The sequence below is a fragment of the Nevskiales bacterium genome, from assembly GCA_035574475.1.
Lineage (GTDB): Bacteria > Pseudomonadota > Gammaproteobacteria > Nevskiales > DATLYR01 > DATLYR01.
Genome location: DATLYR010000193.1, coordinates 1 through 12,196 on the forward strand (window position 1 = coordinate 1; position 12,196 = coordinate 12,196).

Sequence of the window (12,196 nt, forward strand, 5' to 3'; positions counted from 1 at the left end):
CCTCGACCAGCAATTGCGGCCCCGATCGCTGGATACGCACGGCGACCTCGCCGCCCTCGGGCAGGGGCTCGATGCCATGGGTGACGGCGTTCTCGACCAGCGGCTGCAGGCACAGCGGCGGTACCGGCAGTTCCTCCAGGCCCGCGCCGATGTCCCAGCGCACGCGCAGCCGCTCGCCGAGGCGCAGCGACTCGGTGCGCAGATAGGCGCGCGTGACGTCCAGCTCCTCGCGCAGCGGGATGCGCCGGTCAGTGGCCGACAACCCGGCGCGGAACAGCTGGGCCAGGTCCTCGACCGCGGTCTCGGCCTCGCGCGGGCGCACACCGATCAGCGCGGCGATGCTGTTCAGGCTGTTGAACAGGAAGTGCGGGCGGATGCGCGCCTGCAGCGCCTGGTAACGGGCCTCGCCCTCGGCCCGCACCTGGCCGCGCCACTGCGCCTGCAGCCAGAAGTAGCGCAGCGCCAGCGCCGACACGATCGCGCACACGGCGAGGTTGCGCAGCAGGAACACATGGTGCTCGCGATCGGGCAGGAAGTGGCGCAGGTCCAACCACTGCGCCAGCTGCCAGGCAGCCTCGCTGATGGTGCCGGTGACCACCAGCAGCAGACCGTAGCTGGCGGCCATGGCCGCGCGCGGCGCCAGCCCGCCCAGCCGGACACGCAGCAGGCACAGCACGGCGGCGCTGCATAAACCAATCCAGTGCAGGTACAGCGATACCAGCAGCAGACGCTCCCACCAGGCGCCGTCGGCGGCGTGACCGGCCAGCAGCAGCAGGGCTACCAGCTGCATGATCACCAGCACGGCGAGCGTGGCCTCGCCGCCGCAGAAATCGGGCAGAAAACTGTCGTCCGGTCGGTCGCCTGCGGCCATGCGGCAGTCTTGTCCGGCGCTCCGGTGTGGTCAAGAGACGGACACGCGCATGACGGCCCGTACCATAGGGTGCGCGCCTCGCACCGGAAACTGCGGCGCCCTCCTCGCCCTGCGGCCGGGAGGGCGCCGGGTCATGCCGTCAGTCGGTGTCGCCGGTCTTGTACCAGTACAGCGGCGTGCGTTTGGACTGGATCAGCAGCGGCGGTTCCTCGGGGCAGGTCGTACAGGCAGTGCTGCCGTCCTTCGGCACCGCACCGAGCAGGACCGGCCTGAAATCAGTACCGCCACCCGCCGTTGCGACCGGTACGATGGCGAACACCGGCGTCGGTGGCAGGCCGCCGCCCACGAACTCCGAAGAACGACTGCCGCCTTGTGATCCTTCCACTCCAATCGCGCCCGAGGCATTGAACAAGTTCACCAGATAGCCACGCGCCTCGCCCAGCGAGTTGGTGCAGGCAGTGCTGCTGGTCGGGGTCGCGCGGTTGGTGTTGAAGAATACGAACCCCCCTACGATCAACGCGCCGCTCACCACCTGCTCACCGACGCCGTTCTCGGTCAGGTTAATGAACCAGCCCTTCTCCGGCGAACTCGGCAGCAGCGGTGCCGGGCACTGCGAAGAATCGGTGGCGCAGTCAGCATCCTCGACAGTAAGATCGCGCATGACCGTGCCCGTCGTGTCGTCCAGCTCGATGATCGGCGCCGTGTCGGACGCCGACAGGTCATCCTTGAACACGTAGAAGCGATTGGTCACCGGCGTGGTGACCGGATACTGCGTCAGCAGTGGATGCTCGCGGTCACCGGAACCGATCGCGAGATAGATCACACTGCTGCTGAGCTGCACGATTGCCGGCGGAAACAGGAACTTGCGTCCCGGCAGCGGGCTGGTCTGCCGGGTCTGCGCAATCTGCCGGTAGGTCCAGGAACCCGGGCTCAGCGGGTTGTTGTTCGCATCCACGAAGCTGATGCGGTACACCTTGCCGCCGGTATCCACGGCATAGCCGTGGTCCACCTTCTGGTCGCCGTTGACGTCAATCAGCGCGACGTCCGCGGCCACGCTGCGTCCGTTGAAGTCGAAGTGCTTGAGCAGGTTGCCGGTGAAACCGTCCAGCACATAGACCCCGCTGCCCCGCGCGCCGGTACAGGCCGGCGTGGGTGTATCGGCGTCCTCGCAGGTGTCATAGCCACCGCCCAGCACCACCACCGGCTGCGTGCCCGAGGCATGGCCGGCGACGAAGGCCGCCACCGGGAACGGCCAAGTCTGGCCGATTTCCTCGAAGCCACTGTCGCAACCGCCGGCGTCGCAGCCCCGCGTCCAGGGTGCGGTGGGGCTGGCCGGGTTGGTGACGTTGAAGGAGTAGATCCGGCGCCCGCCGCGGCGCATGCCGGCGAATACCCGCACATTGCTGTTGTCGGCGTTCTGGAACACGCCGGTCGAGCCGTCGAAGAAGTAGTCCTTGGGTACGTTCGGTGCGCTGTCGCCGAAGAACTTGATCTTCGGGTCGTTGGCCCGCAGGCGCTCGAACTTGGAGAAATGCTCGGGCGCGACGAAGGACCACAGCTCCTCGCCGGTGTGCGCCCTCACCGCGCGGTAGGTGCCATCGTTGGCGCCATAGAACACCACCACGCCGGGCTTCGTGCCGGACGCAATCTCCGCCGCCGTGCCGCCGAAGTTCACCGGCTGCGGCCGCGAGTGAATCACGTCACCGTGGATGGTCGAGCGTGCCTCGGTTTCGTTCAGGTCGTTATCGTCGTCGTTGGTGTCCTTGCCCAGGATGAAATCGCGGGTCTCCGCGCTCAGTGAAGGGGCGCTGCTGGCATTGAAGGCCACGAGCGAACCGCCGGACAGGGTCAGCATGTTGCGCGCGCTTGCACGCTTGCGCAGCCTGTCCGCCACCGCACCCTTCTCGACGAAGGGCCCGTCCGGGTAATCCGAATGCGGATTGGTGGCGCCCGGGCACTGGCTGACGGCGGGCGGGTTATCGGTGCCGACCAAGTTCCAGTAATCGCCTGAATCCGTAGTCCAGAAACTGACCGCGCAGTCGCCGATGAAGCCGGTCTGCAGGTTGGTGGCGATGGCGCCGTTGGCATCGCCCAGCTCCAGGCTGGCGCCGCTGGCGATGATCTGGTAACGCTTGAGGTTGCCGAACCAGAGCGGGTTCTTCTCCTTGTCCGGGCGGAACAGGCCGATGAAGACCTGGTTCTCGTTCTGGGTGCGGTTGGTGGCGTTCACCGGCAAGCTGGCCGAGGCGAAGGCCGAGTTGACTGCCTGCACCTCGTTGAAGATCTGCGTCAGGGCGCTGACGATGGCGTCCTCGTTGCGCGCCTGGAAGTACTTGCCGCCGCCGACGCGCGCGGTATTGAACAGCAGCGCCGAGAACTCGGCGTTCTGCTGAGCGTTGAACACGTCAATGGTATAGGTCGTGACCAGCGTCCGGATCGCCGGGCTCGTGCCGGGCAGGGGCACGCCGTTGTTGCGCAGGAAACGCGCCCACTCGTCCATCATGAACGGACCGGCCGGCGCCGGGGAGAAGGTGCCGGTCTGGGTGGCCGTGGTGGAGGTGAAGTTGCCCATCACGGTGTAGCGGCTGGTCGAGCTCAGCGGGCAACCGCTCGTGTTGCTGGGAGCGGAGCAGAAGCAGCTCTGGTAGGTATTGCCGGACGGCGGGCAGCCGGCGTAGCCCGAGGTGCTGCAGCTCGAGGCCTCCAGCGAACAGGATGCGGACGGCCCCAGCTCGGTGTCCACCGTGGTCGTGCGCCGCACGGTGGTGGTGACGGTCTTGGTGCCCCGGCGCTCGTAGTTGCGCTTCTGGCCGGTGCAGCCCGAGTTGCCGATGTCCGTATAGACGCAGTTGGCCCAGGTGGTGGTGGTCTCGGTGGTTTCATCCGCGCCGGGCCCCGGCGAGAACACCGTCGAGGGCTGCGGACAGGAGGAGCCGGTGGGGACCTGGTTGGCGTTCTTACAGGTCAGCGGCGGCTCGCCGAGCGAGACGTTGCTGGTTGTAGTCGTGGTCGGACCGGACACGACGGTCTGGGTGGTACTGCGGCCATAGACCGTGTAGCGCGACTGCAGGCAGGGCTGGGCGGTGGATGCGTCGCAGAAGCAGCTGGTGAAGCCGGCCGCAGTGCAGGTGGCGTTGTTCTCGGCCGTGGTGCAGGCGCTGGCGTTGCTGTAGCAGGCCAGCGAGGTGCCCTTGACCGCGGTTGCCGGCGTGCTGGTGACCACGTAATCGGCGAAGGGGATCTGGCTGGTGTTGCCGCCGAGCCCCGCCAGCGCGTTTACGTTGGCCTGGCTGTCCGCGGTGGGGCCATTGGAAACGTTGTTGCCGATGAAAATGATGACGGTGCGGCGGCAGGAGTCGGCCGAGGTCAGCGGCGAACGGAACACGGAGTACAGGCTGGTATAACCCGCCGAGTCGGCCTTGCTCGCGATCGTACCGGCGCCGGCGTTCGAATGGTTGGTGCCGGCCAGGTAGTTATAGGCGTCCCAGAACAGGTTGCCGAAGGGATTGCCCTGCGAGCGCTTTTCCTGGGGGTCGTTGATGTTGGAGAAGATGCTGGACGATACCGGCAGGCCGGCGGCGCTGGGCCCGTACAGGATGTTGGACAGCGCCGACTTGTTGGTGCCGTTCATCGGCCGCATGTGGTAGCGGATGAAGCCGGAATCCGCGTCGTTGGCGCTGCCGCCGGTGATGTACTCCAGCAGGCCGACGTTGACGCTATTGTCCGGCAGCGCGTTGAGCACGCGCGTGATGGCGCGCACCTCGGACTGGCCCTGCTGCAGGCCGCCCGGCCACTGCTGCGACTGGCGCGCCCAGTTGGCGCTGTTGTCGAGGATGATCAGCACGTTGGGCTTGTCCACCGTGCTGTCGAAGTCCACCGAGAAGATGTCGATGTCCTCCGACGCCGCCTGGAAGGTGCTGAAACTCAGCAGCGTGCTCAGCGCCAGCAGCAGCGCTGTGGAGACTCGCCGGGGTTTCGTGTTCATGGCCTTGCCCTCTCTACAGCCTTACAGACATCCGGCATCCAGATCGTCCTTGCCGACGCGCACCTTGGCGCCCTGGGTGACCACGACGCTGGTGCCCGTCTTGGCGTCGGTCGCGGTGGCGACGAGGTCCCAGACGCTGGCCGCGCACAGCGACTCGCCCGCGGCGGCGCCCACCGTCGCGAGCAGTTCCTGTGCGCCACTGGTCACGCAGCCCATGGCTTCCTGCCGGACTAGGAAATCGGGACTGGCGAGCTCGCCCGCGAACTCGCGGTTGGGGATGACGGTGGCGCGGATGCAGCGCGGCGGCGCCAACACGACCGTGATGTCGTTCACGCCGTCCTTGTTCAGGTCGAAGCAGCGCGAATTGGCGCCGGCGCAGAGCCCGGTCAGAAACACGGTGTCCGGGGTTTCGAACATTCGCGTCGTGCTCAGCGCCTCCTGGATGACGCTGTTGGCGCTGGCCACGGCCTCATTCCTGAATTGCATGTTACCGACCACATCCAGGCTGGTGCGGGCGATGTTGTAGCTGACCACGGCCGCGAGCGAGATCATGATCAGCATGATCAGCCCCACCACCAGCGTCAGGCCCTGCTGCCGGCGGCGCGTCGCACTCATGACCGTTCTCATGGTTGCCTCACGCCGGCCGGGTTATTGAGGCGCACGACGGTCTCGAACACGTGGCGCTTGTAGGCCTTCTCGTCCGTCGGGATGTCGGTGGGGGCGATGGTGACGTCGCCCAGCACGTAGGTCTTGGTGTCTACGTGTCCAGGGGATGGATTCGCACTGCGCGCCAAGAGATGGACGCTGACCGCCACCACGTCCTGCCAGCGGCCAATGCTCACGCTGTCATCCGCTGGATCGTACAGCGCGGCCGCGTTCTCGTAGCGGTCGGGCGCACCGTTTTCGGGCGCGGTGTCGTCGATGCCATAGCGCAGCTGCAGGTTCTCGATGCCCTCGGCGATGGGCACGACCCGGAACTTGCGATTGCCGCCGTCCAGGTCCAGTTCGGCGCGCTTGAGGGTCGGGATGCCGTCCCCGGGCTGGTGGTTGTTGGCGATGAAGTAAATATGCGTGAGGAAGCGCCGGATTTCGGCGAAGCTCGTCGTGTTGCAGCCGCCGCCTGTCGCGCGGTTGTGCAGGTTGAAGGTATTGTTCGCATTGCTGCTCGGATAGATCGCAAGCTTGTAGCCCTGGATCGCGTCAGCGACTGCATTGTCAGGCGCGTCATCGGGACACATCGAAACCTGGAAGTAAGGCGCACCCGTCACCGCCGGGCAAGTGGTGGGTGCCGGCGTCGCGGCACAGCTGCTGACCCGGCGCACGACGAGCATGTCGGTGCCGGGCTTGAAGTCGCTCAGGGTCTCGCCGTCGTCGAAGAAATTGCCGGCATCGTCGCAGCCGCCCGGCAGCGCGGTGACATTGTTGGCGCCCTCGATGTACAGCGCGGCCTGGCCCTTGAGCACGTCCAGGTCGTCGGGTTCGCACAGCACATCCTCGTCCGCATCGAAACTGAGAACCGTGTCCTCGCCCAGATCCACCGGCGCGCTCAGGTCGGCCTTGCCCATGAAACCCGCGAGCTGGAGGTCGTCAGACAGCACCTGCATCGCGTAGCGGCCGTTCTCGATCTGCTGGTTGGCGCGCTGCACCTCGTCGCGCGCGCGCATGCTGGACACGAACATGGCAGTGAGCGCCACCAGCACGATCAGCGAGATCGTGATCGCGATCATCAGCTCGATCAGGGTGAGGCCTGCCTGCCGGGCCGGCCCGCGGGCGTGCTGCCCAAGTGATGTGATGTCGCGCGTCATGAACATTTCGGCAGTCCCACGGTGATGTCCGCCGACACGACACGACGATAGGACTCGTCGCCGTACTGGTTCTGGCCGCAGGTCAGCGCCGCCGCCGGCGCGGCGGTCTGGAACAGGCCCTGCCAGACGACGCTGATCCGGTACACGCCGGGCGTGCAGATGCCGGCCGCCGGGTTCGGGGCCGTGATCTGCTGCACGCAACCGCGCGCGCCTATCATGCCGCCGACGTTGCTGCCGCCTACGGTCTCCGCCGCACCCTGCAAAGCTGCGTGCCAGGCACAGCGGTCCCTGGCCACCGTCGTCGTCGGGTTGGAACAGTTTTCAGTGGTATTGCCCGTACCCAGCGGCGTGGGCGTCAGGTAGCTCGCGGCATTCGCGCCATTGGCCTGCAGGCGGTTGATCATGTCCTGCAGCAGCACCACCGCCTGGGCACGCTGGTAGGCCTCCATCTCGGTCATGTGCAGCTTGCTCTGCAGGTTGACCAGGCCCAGCAGGCCGAAGGCCAGGATCACGATGGTGATCAGCACCTCGAGCAGGGTGAAGCCGCGCGCGCGCTGGTTCAGCATGGCCCCTCCTTGACGGCCGGCATGCCGCTCAGGCTCAGCACGACACAGCGCAGGTCGCGGTCTGGCAGGATGTCGCCGGAATCCTCGACCTCGAACGTGACGCTGGCGCCGCCCTGCGTGCGGCCGGAGCTGAGGTAGACCACGCTCGGCAGGGGGTTCGGGTCGGTCGTGATCGTGACGCCGCTGACCGGTCCCTCCTGGGCCAGCACGGTGGCCCCCGCGAGCACGCGCCAGCCGGACACCCAACCGCCCGCGTTGGGTGACACGGTGATGGAAGCGTTGCGCTTGGCTGCTTCGCTGCGCGCCTTGAGCAGGGACAAGTGCAGATTTGAACTGGCCGCCTTCACCCGGTTCTTGGCAATCATGCCGGAGAACGACGGGGCAGCGATTGTGGCCAGGACGCCAACCACCAGCAGCACGATCATCAATTCGATGACCGTGAAGCCCTCTTGCCGGCTGGGTAACATCACCATTTGCTGGGATCACCGGCGCGGGATTTGTTGCCTAGATGGTCCATGACCAGCGTACCGTCCGGCACCTGCTTGCCGGTGGGCGTGGCGGTGATCGTGAAGCCCGGCGGCGGGCCAGCCGATACCGTCACACTGAGGTTGTAGAAGCCAGATACGTCCGAGGGCACAGAGATGCTCAATGCAGCTGGGAATGCTGCGTTGTTGGCTGCCGGAACGTAGCTGCGCGTGTCGAGAAAGCGCTGCTGCTCGCGCTGCGCGACATCGGCCATGAAGGCCTGCGCATTGGCGCGCCGGCTCTTGCGCATCTGGTCTTCGTAGGACGGCAGGGCGATCGCCGCCAGTATGGCGACGACGGCCACCGCGATCATCAGCTCGATCAGCGTGAATCCCTTTGGTCGTTTCATCCACCTACCCCGGATTTGGTCAAGCTGGATTATCGGCGCGCGGCGGCGCCACTGGACGGCCAGGCCGACGGGCGTCGGCGAGCGGGCGACGGGCGTCATGACTATCCCCTGACCCTCGCCAGGGGAGCGGAATCTCAGCGCAGGTACAGCGGCCCGTGCTTCAGGGTTCGATTCGCTTCATCCGTCATGATTTGGTTGCAGAGAGACGCGTGGCGAGTTCAGTGAAGCCGAACGCCTTCAATACGTCCTCAGCCGGTGTGACGCGGCCGGCTGAGCTGTCCTTCAGGCCCGCTTCGATGTCCGCGCGGACTCTACATCACGTTTGCTGGTCTGCTGTTCAAGCCGCGCTGATATAATCCGCCACCCATCCCAGGACGCGGCCATGAGCCAGGATCAATCCAGCAAGCTGTGGAGCGGGCGCTTCAGCGAGGCGACCGATGCGCTGGTCGAGCAGTTCTCGGCCTCGGTGCGCTACGACCGCCGGCTGTACCGGCAGGACATCGCCGGCTCGATCGCGCACGCGCGCATGCTGGCCAAGGTCGGCGTACTGACCGCGGCCGAGGCCGACAAGATCGTCAAGGGGCTCGAGGAGATTCTGGCCGACATCGAGCGCAATGATTTCAGCTGGCTGGATGCGCTCGAAGACGTGCACATGAACATCGAGGCACGGCTGACCGAGCGCATCGGCGAGGTCGGCAAGAAGCTGCACACCGCCCGCAGCCGCAACGACCAGGTCGCCACCGACATCCGCCTGTACCTGCGCGACGGCATCGACACGCTGCGGGCGGAACTCAAGACCCTGCGCGGCGCGCTGATCGGCCTGGCCGAGCAGGAGGCCGCTACGATCATGCCCGGCTTCACGCACCTGCAGGTGGCGCAGCCGGTGACCTTCGGCCACCACCTGCTGGCCTGGGAGCAGATGCTGGCGCGCGACGCCGCGCGGCTGGCGGACTGCAGAAAGCGCGTGAACGTGATGCCGCTCGGCTCGGCCGCGCTGGCCGGCACCACCTTCCCCATCGACCGCGCCTACACCGCCGAGCTGCTGGGCTTCGAAGCCGTCAGCGAGAACTCACTCGACGCCGTGAGCGACCGCGACTTTGCGATCGAGTTCGCCTCGGCCTGCGCGCTGCTCATGATGCACCTGTCGCGCTTTTCCGAGGAGCTGATCCTGTGGACCAGCGCGAACTATAAATTCGTGGAGCTGCCGGACCGCTTCTGCACCGGCTCCAGCATCATGCCGCAGAAGAAAAACCCGGACGTGCCGGAACTGGTGCGCGGCAAGAGCGGGCGCGTGTACGGCCACCTGACCGCGCTGCTGACGCTGATGAAGGGCCAGCCGCTGGCCTATAACCGCGACAACCAGGAAGACAAGGAGCCGCTGTTCGACACGCTCGACACCGCGCTGGCCTGCGTGCGCCTGTACGCGGCGATGGTGCCCGCGATCCAGGTGCAGCGCGAGAACTGCCTGCGCGCGGCGAAGCTCGGTTTCTCCACCGCCACCGACCTGGCCGACTACCTGGTGCGCAAAGGTCTGCCCTTCCGCGATGCCCACGAGGTGGTCGGCAAGGCCGTGCGGCATGGGGTGGCGCAGAACAAGGACCTGGCCGAGCTGTCGCTGGATGAGCTGCGGCAGTTCTCCAGGCTGATCGAGCAGGACGTCTTCCAGGTGCTCACGCTGGAAGGCTCGGTGGCGGCGCGCGATCACCTCGGCGGCACGGCGCCGGCGCAGGTCCGGGCGGCGGCGCAGCGGGCGCGACAGAGGCTGGACTAAGCTTCTCACCCCCCTCTGTCTTGGTAGGAGCGAGCCCTGCTCGCGACAGCGACGGCGGCAAACCCGCCCAGGTCGCGCGTAGGACGCGCTCCTACCCCATCACAGCTACAGATTGCGTCTGGTCAACTGGTATGATATGCTACCAAAATGTTTAGCGCGATCCCCAAGCAGCGCCTGTCCGATTCGGTCTATGAGCAGCTCATGGACCGGATCGTGGACCGGCGTCTGGCGCCGGGCAGCGAGCTGCCGGCCGAGCGCGTACTGGCCGAGCAGCTGGGCGTGAACCGCGGCGCGGTGCGGGAGGCGCTCAAGCGCCTGCAGCAGGCCGGCCTGATCCAGATCCGCCAGGGCGGCAACAGCGTGGTGCTCGACTACGAAACCGAGGGAGGGCTCGAATTGCTACCCAGCCTGTTGACCGACGCCGAGGGCCAGCTCAACCCCGCCGTGGCACGCTCGATCATGGCCATGCGCAGCTCGCTCGCGCCCGACATCGCCGCGGCGGCCGCGAAAAAGGGCGGCGCGAAACTGGCCGACGAGCTCGACGACATCCTGCGGAAAATGCGCGCCGCGTCGAAGGACACGCCGCAACTACAAGCCCTCGCGCTGGAGTTCTGGTCGAAGCTGGTGAATGCCGGCGGCAACATCGCCTACCGCCTCGCGTTCAACTCCATGCACAAGACCTACAAGGCCATCTGGGGCCTGCTCACCCAGGTGCTGGAGCCGGAGTTCCGCGACTTCGACACCCTGCAGCGTCTGGCCAATGCCGTGCGCACCGGCGACACCGACACCGCGCGCGAGTGTGGCCGCCGGCATGTTGAAATTGGCCGCATCGCACTGGAGAAATCCCTCGACGCCTACCAGAAGGCCCTGGAGTAGCCTTGGAAAACACCGCCCGCCAGATGATGTCCGCCGAAGAAACCGCGCGCCGCAACCCGATGCGGCCGCCGGCGCACCTGCCGCGCGACGCGGCCAGCGCGCTGCGCACCTTCGTCAGCATCACCAGCCCGCGCCTGTTGATGGTCATGTTCACCAGCATGCTGGCGCTGCGCCTGTACGTCGGCCAGTGGTCGTGGTGGGACGCCGTGGTGGTGGCCGCGCTGGTCGCGTACTGGCCGCTGAACGAATGGCTGATCCACGTCTGCCTGCTGCACTACAAGCCGCGCGTCATCCTCGGCCGCCGCGTGGATTTCCTGCTGCCGCAGACCCACCGCCAGCACCACGCCGACCCCTGGAACCTCGAGCGCGTATTCATCCCGCTGCACATCTACGTGGGCGCGATCCCGGTGTACGCCGCACTCGCCTGGTGGGGCTGGCATGAGCCGCTGGTGCTGAGCTTCGCCACCGCACACCTGTGCCTGGCGCTGCACTACGAGTGGGTGCATTACCTGGCGCACATCCACTGGTGCCCGCCCATCGGCCACTACCAGAAGCGGGTACGCGAACACCGCCTGCACCACTTCCGCAACGAGAACTACTGGTGGGGTGTGTCCATGGGCGCGGCCGACCGCTGGCTGGGCACGGCGCCGGACCCCGAGAAAACCGGCCGGTCCGGCACCCACAGCACCCTCGGGCTGGGCCCGTAATCGCGGCGCTCGCCCCCACCTACGCGCCCCTTTCATTTCCCCCGGTTAAGGACTATATACACAGGACCATTCCGCTCCATTTCCGGCACGGGCCGATCGGAGGTCAGGATGCGACGCCGCCTGTATTTCGTGGTCCCGGACGTGGCCACGGCGCACAAGATCGTGAACGAGCTGCTGCTCGCACGCATCGAGGCCGGGCATATGCATGTACTGGCGCGCGAAGGCACGCCGCTCGGCGACATGCCCGAAGCCAACATCCTGCAGAAAACCGACCTGGTGGAGGCCGTCGAGCGCGGACTTGCCGTGGGCGGCGTGACCGGCGCGCTGGCGGGCCTGTTGGCCGTCACCTTCCCGCCCGCGGGCGTGGTGCTGGGCGGCGGCATGGTCGCCGCCTCGATGCTGGCCGGTGCCGGTTTCGGCGCCTGGGTATCGGGCATGATCGGCATCAACCTGCCCAACCGCGAACTGAAAGCCTACGAGGACGCGATCAAATCCGGCGCTGTGCTGATGATGGTGGACGTGCCCAAGGAGCGCGTGCACGAGATCGAGCGGCTGATCCAGGAACATCACCCGGAGGCGCAGATCGGCGGCACCGAGCCGCACATCCCGGCGTTTCCGTAACGAAGACCCAACCTCTCCCTCTCGGGAGAGGCGGCAGGCGGCATAAGGGCCTTGATCCCCGCGTTAAAGCCGCCACTCCAGCGCCCGACGGGCGCACCCCGCCCCCGACATGGGGGCGGG

The 12,196-nt window shown here is 66.8% G+C and carries 11 protein-coding genes; 4 read left to right on the forward strand and 7 right to left on the reverse strand.

Going from position 1 to position 12,196, the window contains the following annotated elements:
- From VNJ47_11590 to VNJ47_11620, 7 genes are all read right to left on the reverse strand, one after another.
- Positions 1-871: histidine kinase (locus VNJ47_11590; protein ID HXG29474.1), on the reverse strand; the 871-nt coding region annotated here is incomplete at its 3' end.
- A gap of 139 nt (positions 872-1,010) precedes the next feature.
- A complete protein-coding gene (locus VNJ47_11595) occupies positions 1,011-4,856 on the reverse strand; it encodes a PilC/PilY family type IV pilus protein (GenBank protein ID HXG29475.1) in 3,846 nt (1,281 codons plus the stop codon).
- Between the two features lie 21 nt (positions 4,857-4,877).
- Positions 4,878-5,471: a hypothetical protein gene (locus VNJ47_11600; GenBank protein ID HXG29476.1), complete on the reverse strand. Its 594-nt coding sequence runs from the start codon at positions 5,469-5,471 to the stop codon at positions 4,878-4,880.
- Between the two features lie 8 nt (positions 5,472-5,479).
- A complete protein-coding gene (locus tag VNJ47_11605; protein HXG29477.1) occupies positions 5,480-6,661 on the reverse strand; it encodes a PilW family protein in 1,182 nt (393 codons plus the stop codon).
- Positions 6,658-7,227: a type IV pilus modification protein PilV gene (gene pilV, locus VNJ47_11610; GenBank protein HXG29478.1), complete on the reverse strand. Its 570-nt coding sequence runs from the start codon at positions 7,225-7,227 to the stop codon at positions 6,658-6,660. The genes VNJ47_11605 and pilV overlap by 4 nt, the downstream gene beginning before the upstream one ends.
- Positions 7,221-7,700 carry a GspH/FimT family pseudopilin gene (locus VNJ47_11615; protein HXG29479.1) on the reverse strand — a complete coding sequence of 160 codons (480 nt, stop codon included), beginning with the start codon at positions 7,698-7,700 and terminating at the stop codon, positions 7,221-7,223. The genes pilV and VNJ47_11615 overlap by 7 nt, the downstream gene beginning before the upstream one ends.
- The gene (locus tag VNJ47_11620; protein ID HXG29480.1) at positions 7,694-8,200 is read right to left on the reverse strand and encodes a type IV pilin protein; all 507 of its coding nucleotides are present in this window, start codon (positions 8,198-8,200) and stop codon (positions 7,694-7,696) included. The genes VNJ47_11615 and VNJ47_11620 overlap by 7 nt, the downstream gene beginning before the upstream one ends.
- 283 nt (positions 8,201-8,483) lie before the next feature.
- Between VNJ47_11620 and argH the strand changes: the two genes are divergently transcribed.
- The 4 genes from argH (at position 8,484) to VNJ47_11640 (ending at position 12,076) form a co-directional block, all read left to right on the forward strand.
- Positions 8,484-9,872 carry an argininosuccinate lyase gene (gene argH, locus VNJ47_11625; protein ID HXG29481.1) on the forward strand — a complete coding sequence of 463 codons (1,389 nt, stop codon included), beginning with the start codon at positions 8,484-8,486 and terminating at the stop codon, positions 9,870-9,872.
- A 147-nt stretch (positions 9,873-10,019) separates the two neighbouring features.
- Positions 10,020-10,748, forward strand: coding sequence for a GntR family transcriptional regulator (locus VNJ47_11630; protein HXG29482.1), 729 nt, complete (start codon positions 10,020-10,022; stop codon positions 10,746-10,748).
- Positions 10,749-10,750: 2 nt separating this feature from the next.
- The gene (locus VNJ47_11635) at positions 10,751-11,455 is read left to right on the forward strand and encodes a sterol desaturase family protein (GenBank protein HXG29483.1); all 705 of its coding nucleotides are present in this window, start codon (positions 10,751-10,753) and stop codon (positions 11,453-11,455) included.
- A gap of 108 nt (positions 11,456-11,563) precedes the next feature.
- The gene (locus VNJ47_11640; protein HXG29484.1) at positions 11,564-12,076 is read left to right on the forward strand and encodes a hypothetical protein; all 513 of its coding nucleotides are present in this window, start codon (positions 11,564-11,566) and stop codon (positions 12,074-12,076) included.
- Positions 12,077-12,196: the final 120 nt, after the last annotated feature.

Coding starts and splice junctions, on each gene's coding strand:
- VNJ47_11630 (HXG29482.1), top strand. CDS start 10,020: ATGTTTAGCGCGATCCCCAAGCAGCGCCTGTCCGATTCGGTCTATGAG.
- VNJ47_11620 (HXG29480.1), bottom strand. CDS start 8,200: ATGACGCCCGTCGCCCGCTCGCCGACGCCCGTCGGCCTGGCCGTCCAG.
- VNJ47_11600 (HXG29476.1), bottom strand. CDS start 5,471: ATGAGTGCGACGCGCCGCCGGCAGCAGGGCCTGACGCTGGTGGTGGGG.
- VNJ47_11615 (HXG29479.1), bottom strand. CDS start 7,700: ATGGTGATGTTACCCAGCCGGCAAGAGGGCTTCACGGTCATCGAATTG.
- pilV (HXG29478.1), bottom strand. CDS start 7,227: ATGCTGAACCAGCGCGCGCGCGGCTTCACCCTGCTCGAGGTGCTGATC.
- VNJ47_11595 (HXG29475.1), bottom strand. CDS start 4,856: ATGAACACGAAACCCCGGCGAGTCTCCACAGCGCTGCTGCTGGCGCTG.
- VNJ47_11605 (HXG29477.1), bottom strand. CDS start 6,661: ATGACGCGCGACATCACATCACTTGGGCAGCACGCCCGCGGGCCGGCC.
- argH (HXG29481.1), top strand. CDS start 8,484: ATGAGCCAGGATCAATCCAGCAAGCTGTGGAGCGGGCGCTTCAGCGAG.
- VNJ47_11640 (HXG29484.1), top strand. CDS start 11,564: ATGCGACGCCGCCTGTATTTCGTGGTCCCGGACGTGGCCACGGCGCAC.